Below are 20016 nucleotides of genomic sequence, written 5' to 3'. Positions count from 1 at the left end.
TGACTTTTAATGATTGTGTACAGCTAAATAATGGAGGGAAATCATGTTTAAATTATTTATAGGTTATATTTTGCTTAGTAGGATCGTGGGAAATCCCTTTCTCGCAATACTTATTCTGCTGGTCATTGTGTACTTGCTGGATCGCAAGTACGTGGGGATCTTCCCCAACGTTACCAAGCCTTTTCGCCGAGCCAGACAAATCTCCAAGCTGCGTACTTCAATTTTATTAAACCCTAATGATGTGGCGTCCAAATATGAGCTAGCCCGGCATTTATCAGATCGTAAGCGATATTCAGAAGCCAAAGATTTATTTCTTCAAATCCAATCCCGCTATGATCAATCCGCTGAGTTTTGGGTAGAGTTAGGGCTCGTGAATCTGAAGCTGGGACAATTGGAAGAGGGGGAATCGCAGATGCTTCAAGGGCTTGCGATCAACTCTAAAGCTCAATATGGCCAACCTTATTTACGACTTGCCGAAGGCTTTCGTGATACGGACCGTGACAAAGCATTGTGTTATGTAAGTCAATTTCAAGAGATCCATACCTCCTCAAGCGAGGCTTATTACTTAGCTGGCTCCATGTATAGGGCTTTAGGCAGAGAAGATGACGCAAAACGGTCTTTCGCAGAATGCACAGCCATTTATCGCTCACTCCCCAAATATAAAAAACGGCAGGAACGCCGTTGGGCACTTCGCAGCTTTTTCGCTAAAATGAGATAATTAGCCACTACATACATAAGTAAAAACCTTTCACACATTACAAGTTAAAAACGCAGGCAGCCTCCGGTTTATAGGAGACTGCCTGCGTTTTATTAATGCACTTTAATTACATTTTCAATTCATTTGAAGAAGGCTCGCTTGGTTTAACTCTGAAAGGCCACCAATTCCCCCGTCCAAAGATCCGTACCATAACCGGTACAAAGAATGGCAGGAAGATCAAGGCATACAAGGCCAATCCAACGAGTACTACGGTTGCAATCTGCATCATCGACAATACTCCTGAAGGATACATGGAAGCGAAGGTGCCACCGAGAATAACTACGGCTGACAGGATCACTGTCCCCATATTCCGCATCGCATGAAGTATGGCTTCGCGCACATCCCAGGTTTTGTTCTCGTTAAAGCGCGCCATAAGGAAGATACTGTAGTCTACTCCAAGTGCTACTAACATTACAAAACTGAAGAACGGCGTAGTCCAGGTAATCCCTGAATAGCCTAGCAGATTCACAAATATAGCCTCAGTTACACCTAAAGATGTAAAATAGGTGATTACCAATGAAACAATAAGATAAATAGGCATAACTATGGAGCGGAGCAGTAGAACCAAGATAATAAAGATCCCGCCAAGCATCAAAATAACGGTACGTGTGTAATCTTCATTGGATATTTTCTGTAGATCGCTGTAAGTACTTGTAACCCCGCTAATGGCTGTTTCAGCATTTTCCAACTTGGTCCCGATAACAGCACGGTCCACTGCTGCCTGAATATCTCCAACATTATCAATTGCTTCTGAGCTGTACGGGTTCTGTGAGAACACTACGTCCATAGTCATAACCTTGCGGTCACCAGATAAATAGTTGTCAAAAACCGTCTGGATCCCTTCCGCCTCAAGAGCCTCGGCAGGTACAAAAAATCCGCTCAACTCATCATTCTTGGCTGCCTGAATCTGACTCAGGTAGTCTTGTGCGGAGTCCAGACCGCCTGTAATCTGCTTCAAACCATCCGCACTGTCGCTTAGTCCTGCGGTCAGCTCTCCGATTTGGCCCGTCAGTTGGCCAAAACCGTCTACAAGCTGCTGTTGTCCACCTTGAAGTTGATCCAGGCCTCCTGAAATAGCAGGAATTTTATCAACAATTTGGCCTTGGCCGGCTGCGGCCTGATTAAGACCTGATTGCAGCTGACCTATTCCTGCAACCAGCTTCTCCAAGCCTTGAGCCAGAGCGGTTTGACCCGCAGCGGCTTTGGCATACCCTGCATTAGCCTCATTCAAGCCTGAAGCTGCGCCTTTTAATTGACCCGAGACTTGATCCAGGCCTGCCGCAAGCTTGGAGGTTCCTGTACCGCTGGCGGTCACAGTCCCCTTAATGGTCTGATAGTTAACATCCTGCAGAAGATCAGGATGGCTAGTTTCCAGGCCTGTAAAGGACGTTCCTAATCCGTTGAGCGCTGTCGCTACACCTTCAAGCTGATCTTGAAGCTGTCCCAGCCCCCCACTCAATGCTGTTAATCCACCGCCGATTTTTGTATAACCTGCCAGCAGTGCCTCATTGGCATCTGCTAACTTCTGAGCACTTGCCGCTGCTTGCTGCAGTCCGGCTTTGATCTCTCCTGCTCCGGTGGATCCGCTTTTTATGCCGTTCTCAATACGGGATAGTCCATCGCCCAAAGCAACTATGCCTTCTTTGAGATCCGAAGTACCTTTTGTGAGTTTGGCACTGCCTGCAACTGCCTCATTAAGCTTCGGCGCATTGTCACTCAGTTGCTTGCTCGCCTCAGACAAACCCGTCTGAATTTGAGTTAATCCCGCATTGGTCTGATCTAGACCATCCGATAGTGTTCCCACCTGCGTTGGAATTAGAAAGTCATTAATTACCTCTCCAGCCGGGCGTGACATACTGCGTACAGATTTAACACCCTCTACCTTTTCCAGTTCACGGCTGATTTTCTCAGCCAAGCCCATATATTCAGAGGTATCCATTCGATCATCATTTTTGATCACAATCTTGCCCGGCATGGCTTCACCTGGAGAGAAGCTCTCAGAGATGATATTAAAGCCTTTAACCGAAGCATAGTCTGAACCAATCTCATCCATGCTGTTGAAGGAAAGTTTGCCGTCATACGTAGCCAAAAAGGGAATAACAACCGCAGCAACAATCAGCATTGCTGCCCAAGGTTTTTTTAAGGAAAAAGAACCTGCTGCTCCCCATATCCGACTCTCACTATGCTCAAGCTTGCCGCGTGACGGCCAGAACATTTTTTTGCCCAATACAGCCATGAAGAAAGGCACAACGGTAACTAAAGCCAGCAGCATCACAGCAATCCCTACTGCAACTGCAACCGCTGAACGATAAAGAACGAATTTAGAAAATCCAATGGCCACGAAACCAACGAATACCGCCAGCCCTGAATAAAAGACCGTTCCCCCTGCCTTACGGTAGGTTGCGATAATGGCACTTTTGGTATCTTCTGAGCTGGTAAGCTCTTCTTTGAACCGGCTGATCAAGAGGATACAATAATCGGTCCCTATCCCAAACATGACAGCCACCATAAATATTTGCGTAAAGGTCGATAATGGAAAAGAGTACAAATCGACCAAAAAGGCCACAATCGATTGAGCAACAATGTAGCTAAGCCCAACGGTCAGCAGCGGTACAAACGGTGCAACGAACGAACGGAACACCACAAACAGAATAAGTAGAATAAATACAACTGTAATGTATTCGGATTTCTTCAATCCCGCTTCCGAGCTGGCAATCGTGTCCTCGGTAATTAGTCCTTCACTGGTCAAGTAATGATCAGCATCAACATCCGACAGTAATGCATCTACTTTAGCAGGAAGCTCTTTAACAGCCTCTTCACCACCCATAACGGACAATGCCACCATAAGGGTCTTGCCGTCTTTGGCAACTAAAGTTTCCTTCAGTTCAGTTTGTGTAAATGGGTCAACAATGGAGTTAATCTGCAGAGCTTCTTTGTTCGCGAACAGCTTCTCTACACCCTGCTTAATGCTTTGTGTTTCTTCGGTACCAATACCCTTAGGTTTATTGAATACCAATGCCACCTGATGCAGCGTTTCCCCGCCCTTGGCTGCTGATACTTCCTTCATAATCTCAGCAGCCCTTGATGAGGTATAGCCGGCTGGAACCGAAATTTGTCCCTTCTCACGAACGAGATCCGATATCGCCGGTGCCGTCATAAATAAGACTACTGCTGCTGCGAGCCAAATAAGAATAACGGCCCATCTTGCTTTTAAAATGGTCTTCAATTGTTTTTCCCTCCTGAATCCTGCATTAGACTTCCCAACTTCTCAAACATCCTTATGAACATCTCAATATCACTTTCCTCAAAATGGAACAAGTACGGAGAGACGATTTCTTGAACCTGCTTCTCCGCAGCATCAAATATGCTTTTTCCATACTCCGTCATCGACAGGTATACCTGGCGGCGGTCATTCTCATCCCGGGTGCGTTCAATCATACCTGCTTCCACTAACCGATTGGTCATAGCTGTGATCGAACTTTTACCCACAGCAAAGGATTCTGCTAAATGAGTAGAGGTACACAGTTCCTGACCTTGGATCAGCCTTAAAATGAGATACTGGTCGCTGGTCAGTTCTTCCGAAATGCTGTCTCTGATCTGGGCATTAATCCGCCTTGTCACGACGAGGTAGGCATCCATGTAGCGATTGATCCAATGTTGAGCCTCTTTATTCAATGATTCGACCTCCGCTAATAGTTCAACTATGAAATAGTTTCATTGTAAAACTATATTGCCTACTCCTAAAAAAGTCAAATAAAAAAGAGCTCCCCTGCAGTATAAATTCACTGTAAGGAAACCCTATTCTTAAAAATATATCTTATTCCATATCTTCGGACTCTTCCGTTTCATACACACAGCGGAACATTTCAATTCCTGCACCATTGACACCCAGACTATATACCATAAACCCTAAGTTGCGATAAAAGTTAGCCGCCACTTCATCCTCTGTCTCTGCCATTAGATAACGGGGTTCGCGTGAGGTCAGCAGCTCCAAAATCATACCTCGTGCATAGCCTTTGCCTCTATTTTCGGGGAGGACGGCCATATGTTTCACTTCCAGTGAACCGTCTTCCGTTTCTTCGAAGCCTACAAGGCCTAGCAATAACTGCTCCTCTTCCCAACCAAATAATTGGAGTGCCGCTTGTTCGCTATATTCTGACGAGGTATGCTGAAGTGCATCAGGCTCGTCAATTACAGCATAAGTAAGCAGCTCATTCACCTCCGGGGTTCCTAAGAGGTGCTTTATATCTTTTAACATGTATGTAAATCCTCCTACATTTCTGAATTCATCTTGGAAAACCGGAGTAAACTATACCCTGTCCAAATGCCAACCAGATTCAACAGCAGATCATCGACATCGAAGCTGCCTACATGAAGCAGCATTTGCATCATTTCCAATATGAGAATGATAAATATCGCATACAGCGTGAGTCTTGTCAAAGAGTATAATCGATTCCGAATGAACGGGAGCATAAATCCAAAAGGAACGAACACTACGATATTCCCAATTAAATTTACTAGCCGATCGGTTAGAGCTACTCCGTTACCAAGATTAAGGAAGAGGAACACTGTACGCAAAGGCACGAGATTATACTTCAAGATACCCCCGGTATGAATCTCTCTCCCAAAACCGATAAACATCCAATAGATAACTGTTACACTATAAAGGATTAATGCTGGTCCTATTAATCGGCGTAGCCACTTCACGCTACTCCTTTGAATCGGCACTACTGTACGCCTTCAATAATTTCAATACTTCCATCGTTTTTGCCGATGATAGCTAAATCTGCGATTCCAATAAACAACCCGTGCTCCACAACTCCAGGAATCCCCTGCAATTTAAGTGCAAGATCAGCAGCCGAATCAATAGCTTCAAAATGGCAGTCTGCTATGTAATTACCGTTGTCTGTCTTATATAACTCGTCTCCGTTCTTACGAAGCACTGGCTTACAGCCCAGCTTAGCCAACTCCGCAACGGTCCATTCCCTGGCAAAAGTAATAATCTCTACCGGAAGCGGGAATTTCCCAAGTGTGGTTACGGCTTTGCTTTCATCGGCAACAACGATCATCCGTGTGCTATTACTGGCTACGATCTTTTCGCGGAGCAGTGCACCTCCACCGCCTTTGATTAACTGCAGCTTACTATCCAACTCGTCCGCTCCGTCAATCGTCAAATCCAGACTATCAATATCCCCGAAGGCCACAAGAGGGATTCCCAGCTCGCGTGCTTGATCCTCAGAAGCTTGGGATGTTGCGACTGCGGTAATTTTCAACCCTTCACTGACACGTTCTCCTAGCTTGCGTATAGCCCAGTAGGCTGTCGACCCCGTACCCAGACCCACCTTCATTCCATCCTGCACATACTCTACTGCTTTTTCTGCGGCCAACTGCTTAACATTGATACTCATTTAAATACCCCCATGTTATCCGTTATAATGATCTATATTGAAATTGTGATAAACCCAAGAATAGGAGGATTTCAGATGAGAACCGAAAACCAGATCCAATCTAAAATCAATGAACTCACACTTCAGCGCAGAGCACTGGAATCACGTCTGACGCCATTAGAAGAAAACAGTCCGCAGCAGGATAACCTTAAAGCCCAGCTCACCCGTCTCGAAGACATGCTGATGATGCTGGAATGGGTCATGAATGCACCTGTAGGTAAATATCATGCCTAAATGTGAGGTTTAGCCTAATTACAGAACTTTCCCGTAACAGAGACTGTCTGGATCTCCCACATAAGGGCCGTACAGATCAATAGGCTGGTAGCCGTGCTTGACATAAAGTGCAATGGCTTCCGGCTGTTTGATCCCTGTCTCCAGTCTAATCTCCCTATAACCTGAAACCACTGCCTTCTCTTCGAGGAACAGTAGCATATTCGTAGCTATTCCCATCTTGCGGGAGTTGGGGTCGACATAAAAACGTTTCAGTTCCATCGCAGGAGTCATTAAGTGCAAATCATCCAGTGGCCGCAATCCCCCACACCCCACCGGTTTCTCATTTAAATAACCAACCACAAAAATCATTTCCCTTACCTTTGGGTCTTCAAAGTCGACGCCATAGATATTCTCGTGAGGATATCGTTGCTTCAGATCTATGTCCAAATGCTCAATAAGCGCCCTTAAATCAGTATGATCTGACTGGACTACAACAAAGTTCACATCTGTTACCGGTATCACTAACTTCCCCCTCCAGAGCCATTGTTATTACGTGTTCTATATACGATCATTATAAAGGCTAAGCTGTGTGTCATACAATTCTGCATTTTCATTCGCATAACAAATAAAATCTATATCCCCTTGCCATTTCGTAATAAATGTTGATTTGCAAGATAGGCTACCTCCTTTGCAGCTTTCTCTAAGTTGACGATCAACTCCATCTCATCGGTACCCCGGACTTTATCTATAAAAGCTTCATACTGTATCAGGAGGCCTCTGACAGCAGCTTGTCTAATATGGTTCAGCATCCAACTCTGTCCATCCTCCAGTACCATTTCACCTTTGCCCTCAGTAACCCTGCAAAGGGTTAGTGCAGCCTCATCGGACTCTGTCGAAGGGACTGCGTGGGCATCTGTCAAAACCGTCAGTTGAAACAGCGCAACGGCCTCTGATTTCACGTCCAGATCTGCTGCAGAGTAATTATATACGGAATATGTTAATGAGGTACTACGGGGTGCAGCGCCAGATTCATCACGACTAATTATCAATTTACTATTTTTATAAGCTAATATTCCGCCTGCAGCCAACAATAAGAAAACAACAGCCAATAAAATGTATATCATCCGTCAGCCACCATCCCGTTTCTTCTAAAAAACGAATTACATCGATAATATATTAACATCAATACCCTGATTTAGCAGTCCCCAATCTAATTTGAACGATCTCATTGTACAATATGAAGCTATCGGAATCTATAAAGTTATTTTGAAATATTCAAATTAACAGTTGAAACTTTGTTGGACATGTATCATAATGTATTTTAGAACGACTGCTTGTCAATCCATATGGAATTCAAGGGAGGATAACCGGAAATGAAGTTTTTCTTGGACACTGGAAACATTGAGGAAATCAAACGTATTACCCGCCTGGGATTAGTGGATGGCGTGACGACGAACCCGTCGTTGATCGCTAAAGAAGGCAGACTTTTTAAAGATGTTATCAAAGAAATCGTTGCGATCGTACCCGGACCTGTAAGCGCTGAAGTTATTGGTCTCAAAGCAGAAGAAATGCTTAAAGAAGCTTATGAAATCGCTGAGTGGGCACCGAATGTTGTTATTAAGCTGCCTATGACCGAAGATGGCTTGGAAGCTTGTTATGAGCTCACCAAGAAAGGCATCAAGACGAATGTGACACTGGTATTCTCCGCGGCTCAAGGCCTTATGGCCGCCAAAGCCGGAGCTACCTACATCAGTCCTTTTGTTGGCCGTCTGGATGATATTGGTGTTGATGGCATGAAGCTGATCAAGGATTTGAAAACCATCCTGACCAACTACGGCATGACTTCAGAAATCATTGCTGCAAGTATTCGCAACATTGCCCATGTTGAGCAAGCCGCTATTGCTGGAGCACATATTGCTACCATCCCAGGCTCTCTCTTGCCTTCGCTCTGGAAACACCCGCTTACTGATAATGGTATCGAACGTTTCTTGAAGGATTGGGAATCCGTTCCTCAAGCATAAGATAAACTACCTGTAATAGAGAATAAGGCTGTCACCCAAGTAGATACTTCTACTCAGGCGACAGCCTTTTGTATATTATTGGGTCAACCAGGAGATAACTGGTTGGCTTTATTGACCATTTAACTTGTTACGCAGGCATTAATAGAAACCACGCTTCCAATAGAACAAGAGAATATAACAGCTGCACTGGCCGGATTGCAGCAAAAACAAATTCAGGAGCTGCGTGAAGTGTTAGATTTGATTTATCACAATACAGAAACTTGACTTTCCGTTTACGTCACTGTGTCGGGAACGATTTCGTTCTGACTTCGCCTGCCGTTTCACCGGGTTTGGGGAAACTACGCTCTTACAGGTAGCCGAATCCGGGTTGCGGACCAGTCCATCGTCGAATTAGAGAGGAAAATGCCGCTAATCCTGAACGAAACGCCACGAATTTGGGATTAAATAGGGAATATTCCTAAAATTTTATGCATACCGCCCCAAAGAGATAACGTTAAGATACTTGTGTATGAGAGTAGCAGTATCTCCCCAGGTTTCCGCTACAAATACGGTAAATCGTGTACCTACAAACAACACCCGAGAAACTACTTCCTTCTCTCTTACACAAACTTCTTGACGCTACCAAAACTCGGAGATAATCAGTGAAATAGATGTATTTTATACACTTATATCTAGCCTTTGGCGCTCGGAAGTATGGATAGATGTATTTTGTGCAACTAAAAAGATGAATATGCCGGTTAAACCCCGGAATACCCAAAAATAAGTGTATAAAGTGCAATTAAACACCCTAAAGTGTGCTAAGGGAGAAATATAAGTGTACATTGTGCAACTGTATATTTTGAAAACCATACGGGGTGCCGGGTGCAAAAATAGAGGATGAACTCCCCTCTATGGGCGTAACGAATTTCTGTCCTTCTCTTCACCTGTCAAGCACTGATCTTGGTGTTGTGCCAGAATAGGAGAAAGAAACTTTGAACAAGACTTCGGAACGGGCCGATAGCATCAACACCATGCTGCTACTTCGTATGCTCTTTGGCATCAGTTTTGGAATGGCTAGTAACCTAGGGGTGGCAACGGGAACCCTGCTCCTTGGTTCCATCGCAATGTTCACCAGCTATGCCGTCATGTACCGTTTTTCTGCATTAGCTCCGGGTATTCTATTGGTGGTTTATATCACATATTTGGCTGTTAATGCTCGAAGTTCCCATAGATCTACTTATTCAGTATCCAATGATCAACGTGCCCGCTGACGCCGAATATGGCGTATATTCCGCCCTGACTTATCCTTATGCCTACCGCTCTTCTTCCCTGTTTTGTCTTCACTCGGTGTTACGGCGAACAAGGTCAGTAAACCGCCAACGACTCCCACAGCAGCCAGGCTGCCGAATAACACCCAATGTCCTCTCGGCATTAGCAGAGAAACCACGGGTGGGCCCACCGCCACTCCGATAAAACGCATACTGCTATATAAGGAGGTTATAGTCCCGCGATTATCCTTTTCAATTCCCTCCGTAATTAGTGCATCCATGCAAGGTAACGCCACTCCGATCCCGATCCCCACCAAACTTAGAAAGCTTAATAAAAAGAAAATCCCTTTCCCGAATCCGGCAACAATCATTGCTGCTGTAAGCAGCACCATACCGGCAAAGCCAAGCCACTTCATCAGCCTTTTGTTTTGACCAATGATCTTCCCACCGCCGTAAGAGGATAGACATAGGAGTGTAAGAGGAATTGCGAGAACAAAACCCTTTGTAGTCCCATGTAATTGATATTTCGTTTCCAGTGTCTCTGATAAATAAAACAGAACACCGAAAATCAGGAACATGCAGATACCGCCTATCGCAAAAATAGCATACAGCCAACGGCCTTTTTTATGCAAAACGCGTTTGATTTCAGACATGAATTCTCGGATGTTCGGCTTCTCGGCATCTTCATCTTTTTCCGGTTTACTAACTAGAAATAATACCATCAGAAAGGATATAAAACAGAGAATAGGAATTGCAATAAAAGGCGCATACCACAACAGTGTTCCGAGATACGCTCCTAGAATCGGACTTAGAACTTTGCCGAAAGTATTGGAGGTCTCGATAATTCCTAAGCTTTTGCTAATTTCCTTCTCATCATTGAACAAGTCACCTACAAAGGGTAGAACAATAGGAAAAGCACCTGCGGCTCCGATTCCCTGTAAAAATCGACCTGCTAAAATGACCCAGTAAGCGGTGATTCCGTCCATAAAAAAAGCTGCCGCTACACAGATGGCTCCACCTAACCCTGCAAGGATAAGGCTCGGTAATATTACTACTTTCCGTCCATAACGGTCAGAGAGAAAGCCGGCAATAGGAATCAGTATGATGGCCACTAACCCAAAAACCGTAATCAACATACTGACTTGAAACGTTGATATATCCAGTTCCTTAGATATTTGCGGCAAGATAGGGATAAGCATGGAGTTCCCGAGGGTCATAATTAGCGGAATGGAGGCCAATGCAACCAGATCCCATTTTTTATCCTTCATGTTCTGACCACCTTTGTCTTTGTTCGCAGTAGTCATTATTGTGGTTTAAATCTTCCCCTTTATTCATGAATATAAAAAACCACCCTCGTATAAAACGGAAGGTGGCCAGCGATTGAGTTGAGTGATATTAGACTTGCACGGACTCTGCAATTAAGGATTGAGACTTGGCGACTGGTAAAAAGCGGCTTGCCTCACCCAAGCTGTATATATGAAGTAAATGCATCGCTCTTGTGCAAGCTGTATAGAATAATTTCCGTTCACTTTCTCGGCTGTATCTTTGATCCGAACCGTCATAGATAATGACAGCATCGAATTCAACTCCTTTTGCCAAATAAGCCGGCAGCACAAGCGTACCCTTTTGAAAATTAGGGGTCTCTTTCGTAACGAGTCTCACCTGTAGTTTTCCTTCTAATTGGGTACAGACCTGTTCGCTTTCCTCAGCTGTTTTACAGATAACGGCTACATAATGGAACCCACGCGAGTGTAGTTCTCGAATATCAGCTTCCACCGCAGTGAGCAGCTCCTGCTCAGTAGAGACCACACTTAACAGGGGTTCTTCACCACGGCGATTAAACGGAATGATCCGTTCTCCTCCGGGAATCATAGCCCGTGTAAATTCTACAATCTCATACGTCGAACGGTAGCTGCGTGTCAGCGAGATCACTTCTGTATTCTCTTCCCCATACACACTGACTAAGCTGGACAGATCCCCAAGTACTTCACCCTGTGCGTAGATGGCTTGATTAAGGTCACCGAGAACGGTCATTTTGGCGCGTGGAAACAATCTGCGCATGAACTCAAGCTGAAACGGTGAATAATCCTGAACCTCATCAACGATAACATGACGAATTAATGTATTGGTTCGGAAGCCTTGACTGAGCTCCTTTAAGTATAAGAAAGGTGTAGCATCTTCATATGAAAGCTCATTAGTATGAATGGAGCTTAAGGTCTGTGCACATATATTATCCCACTCAAGGGGAAGTTCTTGATCGCCATTAAGACGTTCAAAGAGTTCAAGATTCGTGAATAATGAGCTGTACAGACCTTTTACATCTACAAAACGGCCACGTTTCACCCATCTTCTCAACGGCTTCAGACGCTGGCTGACAATATAACGTCCCAGCAACTCTTTTTCCGTATCATAATCATTGAACGTTTCTCCCTTCCCACGTTTCTTCCGCAGCATCATCTGATAGGCCCGATGATATTCATCCGAATCCAGCATCTCAATTTGATCCTCTACCCAGCTCGCACTACGTTCCACATGACCGAAGTCGGAAATTTGCTTCAGCAGCCAGCCTGTCATTAACTCAATACGGTTAGCCAGCTTAATGGCGGGATCAAAGCCGTAGAACTTCTTGAGCATATCCTCCTTGCTTACAACAATGCGCCCTTGAAATACGACAGGCTTAAACTGCATGCCTTCATGTTCTAACAGAAAAACATACCTGCGGATAACATCTAGGAAGGATACAGAGGATTTGTAGGTTATTCCTGCTCTGCGGATACTCGCTGTTGGTACATCAGGAGCATTTAGGAGACTTTCTGTCTGCGTGAAGACATCCTCCAGCTGGAACTCCTGACCCAATCGGTGCTCCAGATACATTTGAAAGGTGGTCTGCTGCATATTTTCTTCACCCAGTTCAGGCAGAACTGTTGATACATAGCTGTTAAATAGAGGATTTGGGGAAAATAAAAGCATTTGATCAGCCTGCAGGACTTCACGGTATTTATACAGCAGATAAGCTACCCTTTGAAGTGCGGCAGATGTCTTACCGCTACCCGCTGCCCCTTGAACGACTAGCATTCGACTTTTATCATTTCGGATAATGGCGTTTTGTTCCTTCTGTATAGTAGCTACAATGCTTTTCATGCGGTCATCCGCACTATGGCTCAGAACTTGCTGCAGCAGCTCGTCCCCAATCGTCACACCTGTATCAAACATAACTTCTATATTACCTTCATCTATAACAAATTGGCGCTTTAGATCCATAGTACCCGATACTATGCCGCTCGGGGTATCATAGGCAGCCGGCCCAGGTGCACCGTCGTAATAAAGACTCGATATGGGGGCTCGCCAATCGTAAATCAGGAAAGTCCCGTCCTCCTCCATGAGAGAACCGATACCCAAATAGATCTGTTCCGACTTCCCATCAGGTTTCTCAGTAAAATCTATTCGGCCGAAATAAGGGGAGACTACCAGCTTTTTATATTTTTTCAGTGCCTTACTGGATTGTAAATGATGCCGCTCGCGCTCTGACAGAATCTGCGATTGCTGACGAAGACTTGTAGAGGTTTCACCCAGATCATCTGGACTACTAAAGTTCACGGTAACCTCTTCCCAGAAATCTTTACGCATTTCTACTACATCGGTTCGGTGGAGCCCGAGTTCTTCAGATAACACTCGAATACGGCTGGATAAAAGCTTAGTAACACCACTGACTCGATCTTGTTCTTCTTTCCATTGGCTTTCGTTATTCGTCACTATTTTTCATCCCCTTTAAAAGGTTGACATCGAGTATCTGTCATGTCTTCTGTGTAAACCTCTATTTATCCTTCTCCTCAACCATTCGGTTAATTTGATCGGCTACCCGATCCAACCTTTCCAATTGGTAACCATATTCATACACAGCCGCTGCGACGATAGACAATCGAAGCTGTCCGGATTTCTCAGTATTATACCCCAGAATAGCTGACTCAAGAAACCGGTCATTCTCATCACCGAGCAAAAGGGTATCCGTAGTATTCGGCTTCAGCTTGTCTTCAAATTTAAGTAGGATATGTTCATGATATTTGATTAATTGCTCTAGATGTCGATCAAAGAGCTCATCAATTTGTCCGGTGCGCTCCGCCTGAAAATAATGACGATCAACCGCCTCTAGTACCTCATAGCCCTTTTGAACGGTCGCCAGCAAATTCTTGTACACGACCATCTGTCGCGTTTGGCTATACTTAGGACGTCTGAGTTGTTTCTGCTCCTCTTCGAACAGACTGTATTTATCAGTTAGTGATTTAATGGAGCCTTCAAGTGCATTTTTCTCGTCACGAAAGACGCTTTCTTTCATTTCATGGGAAACCGCCGTTCGCAGCAGTAAAGATAAACTTGTAAAAACATTCTCGATCTGCTGAATATATTGCTTCCGGGGCTTCGGTGGGAACACAATAATATTAATTAAAAAGGCAGATATGATACCTGTAAGTGTCAGCAAGAAACGGTTCAGTGCAAATTCCCACTGCCCGGAGGCTTCCATAACAGAAATTACAGTGACAAGCGTAAGTCCTATAGTGTCCCCGCGGTTCATCTTCATACTAATCATAATGACCAGAATACATACAAGACCGACAACAATCGGTTCATTAGACAAAAGCATTCCGCCTAAAAGAGCAATCACGGCCCCGATGGAACTGGTCTGGATCTGATCCAGAAAATAACGCCAGGAACGATAAATGGATGGCTGCATTGCAAAAATAGCCGCAATCGCCGCGCCAACTGGAGATGGAAATTGAAGCAGTGCGGACAAGTATAGAGCAAGAGTCACTGCCATTCCCGTTTTAAGTATGCGGGCGCCAAAAGCCAAATTCATCCCTCCTATAATTGATATCTTTCTTGCTCCTATTTAGCCTGAAATTTTCCATTTAGGGAATAATGATACTGCAGCAGCCCAAAACCCACCAAAGAGGAGGTGTAAGAATGAGTAAGAATATCACAAAAATCCTTGCCCTGGCAATAACAGCGACTCTATTCTGCCTATCTCCATCAACCGGATTTACAGGAAGTGCTGGAGCGGAGAAAGCAACCCCTTCCCCCTCACGTACTACCCCGGATTCAAGTCATCGGCATATGCACCACCATGGTAAAGACGGAAAAGTCCGTGCTGGTAAGCATTTCATTATAAAGGAGTCTTCCAGACTGCTGGAAATGGAGCCTTCCTCCCTTGTTGAGAATCTAAAAGCCGGAAAAACGCTATCTCAGCTCGCTTTGGAGAAAAAAGGCTGGACTGAGGATCAGTATGTACAAAAATTGGCTGAGTCCGCAGGTCGGAATATGGATAAGGCCGTAGCTGAAGGCCGTATTACCGATTTAGAAGCGAAGAAGCTCAAGGAACAGCTCCCCATTATTTTAAAGCTTAAAATTAATAATATGGATATATTTCACGAATAGAATGAAATGCAACTCCTCACACCTTCTTGAACTCTCAGGAAGGTGTGTTTTGATATCCGCGGTACATCTGCAAGAATCCAATAGAAAGCATAAGCCAAGCTGCGCTGGCAGTATATCCACCTATTACATCACTGGGATAGTGAACACCGAGATAAACACGACTCCATCCGATTCCGGTGGTGATGAGAATCGTTCCAGCGATCAATAATCTGCGCCCGGATTTTGAGCTTATAGAGTGCCACAGTAGATACGCGATTACGACGTACAAAGAAAAGGCTGTCATGGAATGACCGCTTGGAAAGCTATGTCCTTCCTGTTCGATCATTTGATATATAGTAGGTCTCGCACGATGAAACTGAAGTTTCAGGAACATATTCAGAATCTGAGAGCCAAGAACCACTACCCAAAGAAACAATACAAGCTCCATCCGATGCCTTACAACAATAATGAGCAGCACCATGGTAATTAATGCAAGCTCAAGAGCCAATTGCGAAGAGCCTACAAAAGATAAGCTTTTAGCCAGCGATGTCAGAAAAGGCGACTCCACCGACTGCACTTTATTGATGATATAGAGATCTAGATTGGACACCCAGTTATTTACCACCAGAACAGCTATCGCTGCGAAAACCAAAGTAAATACAATAAACAGGACAAATCCCCTAAAACCATATTTCACAGAACTCATAAATGCCCCCCGATGAGTAATTGTTACTCCCATCACCAACCCATTTCCTGAGAGAGACTTTCCCGTGGTATACTTGCTTAGAAATTAATTCACGGAGATGGAGTGCTGCCAAGTGGAAAGTCTCAAGCTGCAAGAACGTTTGTTGAATCAATTCATATCCACAAAGGTACCGGTAACGATTTTTACAACTAACGGTGTCAAAATGCAGGGCCTTGTAACCTCTTACGACGCCTTTACCATCACACTGCATGGTCAGGGTGACGGGAGACAGAACGTACTGTTCAAATCAGCAGTATCTACTATCGTTCCCCTAAAGCCAGTCTCTCTTAAGTAAGATTAGATCTTATCTATACTCTGCTTTACTTCACAGTTTGATCCATCAATTTCTACCACAACACATTAAAAATGAGAACACCGGACATTAAATCCGGTGTTCTTTCCTGTCTATAGGTTAAACAAAGCCGGTTTGACACATACCGGTTTGGATACTTCAGCTGTATTTCCTGTAAAGGCAAGACGTCCTGTATCTCTATCCAATGAGAACACCACTAAATTGTCAGCGTCGCGGTTGGCGACAATGAGATAACCGCCATCCGGTGTTACCGTGAAGTGTCGCGGATGTCCTCCCCGTGTAGATACATGCTCAATGAAAGTAAGCTTCGCCGTTGCTGGATCAACAGCATATACGACAATACTGTCCATCCCCCGATTTGACCCATATACAAATCGTCCATCCACAGACAGGGTGATCTCAGCACAAATATTGTCTCCTATGAAATCTTCCGGCAATGTAGATACCGTCATAATAGTATTCAGGAGCCCTGTCTCAGGATCATAGGTAAAGGATGTAATCGTGGAATCCACTTCATTAATGACATAAGCTGATCTTCCGTCCGGGTGGAAGGTGAAATGACGAGGACCAGCTCCGGAGTGAAGTACTGTTTCCCCTTGATACACCCATTTCCCATTAAGCCGGTCAATACTATAACTTCGGATGACATCAAGACCCAGATCAGGAACGAATATGAAACGTCCATCCGGACTGAATATTGCAGAGTGAGGATGCGGGCGATCCTGACGAACAGGATCAGTCCCATGACCTGTATGAACCGCTACATCACACAATCGGCCGGTCTTTCCGTCTTCATCCAGTGAGAGCAAACCCACGCTTCCTCCATGATAACTGCATACCACTAGGTACTGACTCTCCGCGTCTCGGGAAATATGACAGGTTGTCGTCTGACCTTTGCCTCCGGCAGGCATTGTTGCTGTGCGGTTCAGTTCACTCAATTCCCCTGACTCTGGATGGATCGCGTATGCCGCTACTTCCCCTTCCTTACCACCTTCACCATTAGGCTTTTCTCCAATAGCATACAATCTCAATCTGACAGGATCTACCTCCACAAACGTTGGATTGGTCAGCCCTTTTACTTTATGTAGCAGACTCAGTGTCCCTCCGGCTTCTTCATTAAATTCAAATACTTGAATACCATCGTCAGCTTTATCAGAATAGGAGCCTGTAAAAAGCAGCATTTTTGCATGTTTATTCATTATATTGTTCCTCCTTCAAAGGTGCAGACTCGTTCTCCGACTTCCCGCCGCAGCATCAGCCATTAATATAATTTACAATTTTTCAGCGTCCATGACAAATGCAACGCATAAAATGTCATAAAATATTTTAAAAATAAGGCTTCTCAAGCCTACAGGAATATGATATGATGAAAGCGCTAACATTAATCTTTTATTCCGTATAAAGGGGGAACATGAATGAGTAGCATCCTGCTGGAAGCCAAAAATGTATATGAGGACTTCGAGGTGGAAACGGACATTCTGTTCTTTAAGGTCGGAGAGCACGACCTAGTCATTTTTCACGGCAGAAACTATAACATTAAAAAGAGAATGTCTGCCGAGCAATTGAATCGTTTAATGTCCCATTCAAGTTTCTATCATGTGAACGGCGGCTGTTATGTCAATCTAAACAAAATCAGTTCCATCGAGGATGACTGCATTTATTTTGGGGAAATGGGCTTGTATGCGAAGCAAGTTCGAGTCCCGAGACGGAAACAGGAAAGTATCCGTCATCTCCTAAGAGGACGACTCAGCTCATAAATTGCTAGTAATTTCCCCGTATTCAAAAGGCCGGAAGAACATGGGCAACCGTGATTCTTCCGGTTTTTTGCTTTTCTTAATGAAAACTTAAAAAGAAAAAGTGCTTTTTTATACTTTCTTAAGGTATCATGTGAAGTTTTCTGATAAAGTTGTAGAAAGACAGGCAACACCTATATTGAAGGGAGTCATTAATACTAATGGATAAAAAAGACTACAACGAAAATGAACATCTGGAAAACAACGGAACTACGGAAGAACACAACGCTTCCGATAACGAAATTGAAGGTCCTCTCGTCGAGGAAACCAGCCCAGTGGTAGAAGAGGTCATTACCTCCGAGCCTTCTGTTGCTGCGGAAATAGAGGAAAGCGTTCCCGTGATGAGTAAAGTAGGCGCAGCTCCTGCTGTCGTTGAATCCTCTCCAAAAAGCAATAAGGGCTGGATGGTTGCTTCACTGATTCTGGCAGCAGCACTTATTGTTGTTCTAATTAAACCTCCCTTCCAAAAAGCAGACGGTGAAGCAGCTGTCGCTACGGTAAACGGAACAAACATTACGAAGGATCAGTTATACGCTAAACTTGTTGAAGCCGGTGGCGAAAATACTCTTAAATCAATGATTACCACCACCATCGTTGAACAAGAAGCCAAAAAGGCCAATGTGCCTGCAGTAACTGATGCGGATATTAATACAGAAATTGAAGATCTCAAGACTCAATTCGGTGGTGAAGCTGCCCTGAATTCTGCGCTTAGTCAAAGCGGCATGACCATTGATGATCTTAAGAAGCAAATGCCTATACAAGTTCAACTGCGTAAAATTTTAGAGCCGCAAATTAAGATTACAGATGATGAAGTTAAAAAATATTATGAAGATAACAAAGCAACTTACGATACTGTAGAACAGGTTCGCGCTTCCCATATTCTCGTAGAAACCCAAGCTGAAGCAGATGCCATCCTGAAACAACTTAAGGATGGAGCTGACTTCGCCGCACTTGCTCAAGAAAAATCTACAGATACAGGTTCGAAGGACAACGGCGGTGATCTTGATTTCTTCAATCGTGAAGCTATGGATCCTAGCTTCGGAGATGCAGCCTTCAAGCTGAAGGTTGGAGAAACCAGCGGTGCTGTGAAATCTGAATACGGCTTCCATATTATTAAAGTAACAGATCGTAAAGAAGCACATACTTCTACTTTTGAAGAGAAAAAAGAAGAAGTTCGCAAAACCCTCATCACTCAAAAAGTTTCTGAAATGTCCGCTACCTGGTTGGAAGAAACCACAACGAAAGCAAAAATTACTAATACCCTTACTGATCCTAAAGATGACGCTGCAGCAACAGAAGCTCCAGCAGCAACCGAAGCGCCAGCTACTGAATAACTTTACCCTACACCAAAGAAGGACAAGGCCTAGGAGCCCTGTCCTTCTTTTTTTATGCTTTTTAATGATCTTTTTTCGAATTTGTTGATTATTTAAATACTTTTACACGTTGTTCAATGGGTTGGAACTCCTTAGGACCTGGTGCAGCTGCGATCGAACCGAAGGGAAGCTCAGCGATCAATTTCCATTCCGCGGGAATGCCCCAAGTTTCTTTCACTTCATCATCAATCAGCGGATTATAATGCTGCAATGAAGCCCCAAGGCCAACTTCAGCAAATGCTGTCCATACTACGAATTGAAGCATACCTGAGGATTGATTGGACCAGATCGGGAAATTATCAGCATAAGCTGCATAGTTTTCCTGTAGCTGCTTCACAACCGCCTGATCCTCAAAGAATAAGACCGTTCCGTATCCACTCTTAAATGAACCCATCTTTTGTGCAGTACCTTCAAATTGATCTGCAGGAACAATCTTACGTAAGGTTTCTGTGGTAATATCCCATAATTTATCATGTTGCTCTCCCAAAAGAACTACAGCTCTAGAGGTTTGGGAGTTGAACGAAGTAGGGCTATGTAGAACCGCCTCTTCAACAATCTCTTGGATTTTAGCATCGGATATAGGGGATTCTTTACTGATCGCATATACAGACCGTCTGGTTTTAACAGCCTCAAAGAAATTACTCTGCATTAATTCACTACCTCCATTTAATTAAGATTTAGTTCACAACATTTCCTGA

At 44.2% G+C, this 20016-nt stretch carries 21 protein-coding genes; 8 read left to right on the top strand and 13 right to left on the bottom strand.

Translation table 11 applies throughout. The features are described 5' to 3' along the window. Positions 1-43 precede the first annotated feature (43 nt). Positions 44-718, top strand: a complete 675-nt coding sequence (locus J2T20_RS07605; RefSeq protein WP_307587091.1) for a tetratricopeptide repeat protein — start codon at positions 44-46, stop codon at positions 716-718. 106 nt (positions 719-824) lie between these two features. Here the strand turns inward: J2T20_RS07605 and J2T20_RS07600 are convergent, their stop codons facing one another. The 5 genes from J2T20_RS07600 to rpiA all read right to left on the bottom strand — a co-directional run bounded on the left by J2T20_RS07600 (position 825) and on the right by rpiA (position 6159). Then, a complete protein-coding gene (locus J2T20_RS07600) occupies positions 825-3983 on the bottom strand; it encodes an MMPL family transporter (protein ID WP_307587089.1) in 3159 nt (1052 codons plus the stop codon). Next, positions 3980-4432 carry a MarR family winged helix-turn-helix transcriptional regulator gene (locus J2T20_RS07595; RefSeq protein ID WP_307587087.1) on the bottom strand — a complete coding sequence of 151 codons (453 nt, stop codon included), beginning with the start codon at positions 4430-4432 and terminating at the stop codon, positions 3980-3982. The genes J2T20_RS07600 and J2T20_RS07595 overlap by 4 nt, the downstream gene beginning before the upstream one ends. A 142-nt stretch (positions 4433-4574) precedes the next feature. Next, on the bottom strand, positions 4575-5015 hold the full coding sequence (locus J2T20_RS07590; RefSeq protein ID WP_307587085.1) for a GNAT family N-acetyltransferase: 441 nt from the start codon (positions 5013-5015) through the stop codon (positions 4575-4577). Positions 5016-5029: 14 nt separating this feature from the next. Next, on the bottom strand, positions 5030-5464 hold the full coding sequence (locus J2T20_RS07585; RefSeq protein ID WP_307587083.1) for a VanZ family protein: 435 nt from the start codon (positions 5462-5464) through the stop codon (positions 5030-5032). A 20-nt stretch (positions 5465-5484) separates the two neighbouring features. After that, a complete protein-coding gene (rpiA, locus tag J2T20_RS07580; protein WP_307587234.1) occupies positions 5485-6159 on the bottom strand; it encodes a ribose-5-phosphate isomerase RpiA in 675 nt (224 codons plus the stop codon). Between the two features lie 81 nt (positions 6160-6240). On the opposite strand from rpiA, the gene J2T20_RS07575 reads away from it, so the two are divergent. Further along, a complete protein-coding gene (locus tag J2T20_RS07575) occupies positions 6241-6438 on the top strand; it encodes a hypothetical protein (RefSeq protein WP_307587082.1) in 198 nt (65 codons plus the stop codon). An 18-nt stretch (positions 6439-6456) separates the two neighbouring features. On the opposite strand, the gene J2T20_RS07570 is transcribed toward J2T20_RS07575, so the two are convergent. Together J2T20_RS07570 and J2T20_RS07565 are read right to left on the bottom strand one after the other, a co-directional pair. Next, positions 6457-6939, bottom strand: coding sequence for a GNAT family N-acetyltransferase (locus J2T20_RS07570; protein WP_307587080.1), 483 nt, complete (start codon positions 6937-6939; stop codon positions 6457-6459). A gap of 110 nt (positions 6940-7049) precedes the next feature. Beyond that, complete coding sequence (locus tag J2T20_RS07565) at positions 7050-7541, bottom strand: hypothetical protein (protein ID WP_307587078.1); 492 nt, start codon at positions 7539-7541, stop codon at positions 7050-7052. A gap of 249 nt (positions 7542-7790) precedes the next feature. Here J2T20_RS07565 and fsa point away from each other — a divergent pair, with 249 nt between their 5' ends. After that, positions 7791-8438, top strand: a complete 648-nt coding sequence (gene fsa, locus J2T20_RS07560) for a fructose-6-phosphate aldolase (protein ID WP_307587077.1) — start codon at positions 7791-7793, stop codon at positions 8436-8438. A 971-nt stretch (positions 8439-9409) separates the two neighbouring features. Beyond that, on the top strand, positions 9410-9688 hold the full coding sequence (locus J2T20_RS07555) for a hypothetical protein (RefSeq protein WP_307587076.1): 279 nt from the start codon (positions 9410-9412) through the stop codon (positions 9686-9688). Here the strand turns inward: J2T20_RS07555 and J2T20_RS07550 are convergent. The 3 genes from J2T20_RS07550 to J2T20_RS07540 form a co-directional block, all read right to left on the bottom strand. Then, positions 9673-10953, bottom strand: a complete 1281-nt coding sequence (locus tag J2T20_RS07550) for an MFS transporter (RefSeq protein WP_307587075.1) — start codon at positions 10951-10953, stop codon at positions 9673-9675. The two genes, J2T20_RS07555 and J2T20_RS07550, sit on opposite strands and share 16 nt — an antisense overlap. A 127-nt stretch (positions 10954-11080) precedes the next feature. After that, positions 11081-13438: an RNA polymerase recycling motor HelD gene (gene helD / locus J2T20_RS07545; protein ID WP_307587073.1), complete on the bottom strand. Its 2358-nt coding sequence runs from the start codon at positions 13436-13438 to the stop codon at positions 11081-11083. 61 nt (positions 13439-13499) lie between these two features. After that, positions 13500-14531, bottom strand: a complete 1032-nt coding sequence (locus J2T20_RS07540) for an FUSC family protein (protein ID WP_307587072.1) — start codon at positions 14529-14531, stop codon at positions 13500-13502. A gap of 113 nt (positions 14532-14644) precedes the next feature. On the opposite strand from J2T20_RS07540, the gene J2T20_RS07535 reads away from it, so the two are divergent. After that, positions 14645-15115: a hypothetical protein gene (locus tag J2T20_RS07535; protein WP_307587070.1), complete on the top strand. Its 471-nt coding sequence runs from the start codon at positions 14645-14647 to the stop codon at positions 15113-15115. Positions 15116-15149: 34 nt separating this feature from the next. Here the strand turns inward: J2T20_RS07535 and J2T20_RS07530 are convergent, their stop codons facing one another. Continuing rightward, positions 15150-15800 carry a phosphatase PAP2 family protein gene (locus J2T20_RS07530; protein ID WP_307587069.1) on the bottom strand — a complete coding sequence of 217 codons (651 nt, stop codon included), beginning with the start codon at positions 15798-15800 and terminating at the stop codon, positions 15150-15152. Between the two features lie 112 nt (positions 15801-15912). On the opposite strand from J2T20_RS07530, the gene hfq reads away from it, so the two are divergent. After that, positions 15913-16134: an RNA chaperone Hfq gene (gene hfq / locus J2T20_RS07525; protein WP_157261215.1), complete on the top strand. Its 222-nt coding sequence runs from the start codon at positions 15913-15915 to the stop codon at positions 16132-16134. Between the two features lie 110 nt (positions 16135-16244). Here hfq and J2T20_RS07520 read toward each other — a convergent pair whose 3' ends face one another. Then, complete coding sequence (locus tag J2T20_RS07520; RefSeq protein WP_307587067.1) at positions 16245-17351, bottom strand: lactonase family protein; 1107 nt, start codon at positions 17349-17351, stop codon at positions 16245-16247. Between the two features lie 216 nt (positions 17352-17567). Between J2T20_RS07520 and J2T20_RS07515 the strand changes: the two genes are divergently transcribed. Both J2T20_RS07515 and J2T20_RS07510 read left to right on the top strand, forming a co-directional pair. Further along, positions 17568-17909 (top strand): LytTR family transcriptional regulator DNA-binding domain-containing protein, encoded by a 342-nt coding sequence (locus J2T20_RS07515; RefSeq protein WP_307587065.1) that lies wholly within the window; start codon positions 17568-17570, stop codon positions 17907-17909. A 197-nt stretch (positions 17910-18106) separates the two neighbouring features. Further along, a complete protein-coding gene (locus J2T20_RS07510) occupies positions 18107-19279 on the top strand; it encodes a peptidylprolyl isomerase (RefSeq protein WP_307587063.1) in 1173 nt (390 codons plus the stop codon). A gap of 88 nt (positions 19280-19367) precedes the next feature. Here J2T20_RS07510 and J2T20_RS07505 read toward each other — a convergent pair whose 3' ends face one another. After that, positions 19368-19967, bottom strand: a complete 600-nt coding sequence (locus tag J2T20_RS07505) for a nitroreductase family protein (protein ID WP_307587061.1) — start codon at positions 19965-19967, stop codon at positions 19368-19370. Positions 19968-20016: the final 49 nt, after the last annotated feature.

Origin of the sequence: Paenibacillus wynnii, from assembly GCF_030812855.1 — a bacterium.
Lineage (GTDB): Bacteria > Bacillota > Bacilli > Paenibacillales > Paenibacillaceae > Paenibacillus_AQ > Paenibacillus_AQ wynnii_A.
This window is presented reverse-complemented; position numbering and strand designations above follow the sequence as displayed.

Coding starts and splice junctions, on each gene's coding strand:
- J2T20_RS07590 (WP_307587085.1), bottom strand. CDS start 5,015: ATGTTAAAAGATATAAAGCACCTCTTAGGAACCCCGGAGGTGAATGAG.
- J2T20_RS07530 (WP_307587069.1), bottom strand. CDS start 15,800: ATGAGTTCTGTGAAATATGGTTTTAGGGGATTTGTCCTGTTTATTGTA.
- J2T20_RS07565 (WP_307587078.1), bottom strand. CDS start 7,541: ATGATATACATTTTATTGGCTGTTGTTTTCTTATTGTTGGCTGCAGGC.
- fsa (WP_307587077.1), top strand. CDS start 7,791: ATGAAGTTTTTCTTGGACACTGGAAACATTGAGGAAATCAAACGTATT.
- J2T20_RS07520 (WP_307587067.1), bottom strand. CDS start 17,351: ATGAATAAACATGCAAAAATGCTGCTTTTTACAGGCTCCTATTCTGAT.
- J2T20_RS07510 (WP_307587063.1), top strand. CDS start 18,107: ATGGATAAAAAAGACTACAACGAAAATGAACATCTGGAAAACAACGGA.
- J2T20_RS07550 (WP_307587075.1), bottom strand. CDS start 10,953: ATGAAGGATAAAAAATGGGATCTGGTTGCATTGGCCTCCATTCCGCTA.
- J2T20_RS07605 (WP_307587091.1), top strand. CDS start 44: ATGTTTAAATTATTTATAGGTTATATTTTGCTTAGTAGGATCGTGGGA.
- J2T20_RS07515 (WP_307587065.1), top strand. CDS start 17,568: ATGAGTAGCATCCTGCTGGAAGCCAAAAATGTATATGAGGACTTCGAG.
- J2T20_RS07575 (WP_307587082.1), top strand. CDS start 6,241: ATGAGAACCGAAAACCAGATCCAATCTAAAATCAATGAACTCACACTT.
- J2T20_RS07505 (WP_307587061.1), bottom strand. CDS start 19,967: ATGCAGAGTAATTTCTTTGAGGCTGTTAAAACCAGACGGTCTGTATAT.
- J2T20_RS07535 (WP_307587070.1), top strand. CDS start 14,645: ATGAGTAAGAATATCACAAAAATCCTTGCCCTGGCAATAACAGCGACT.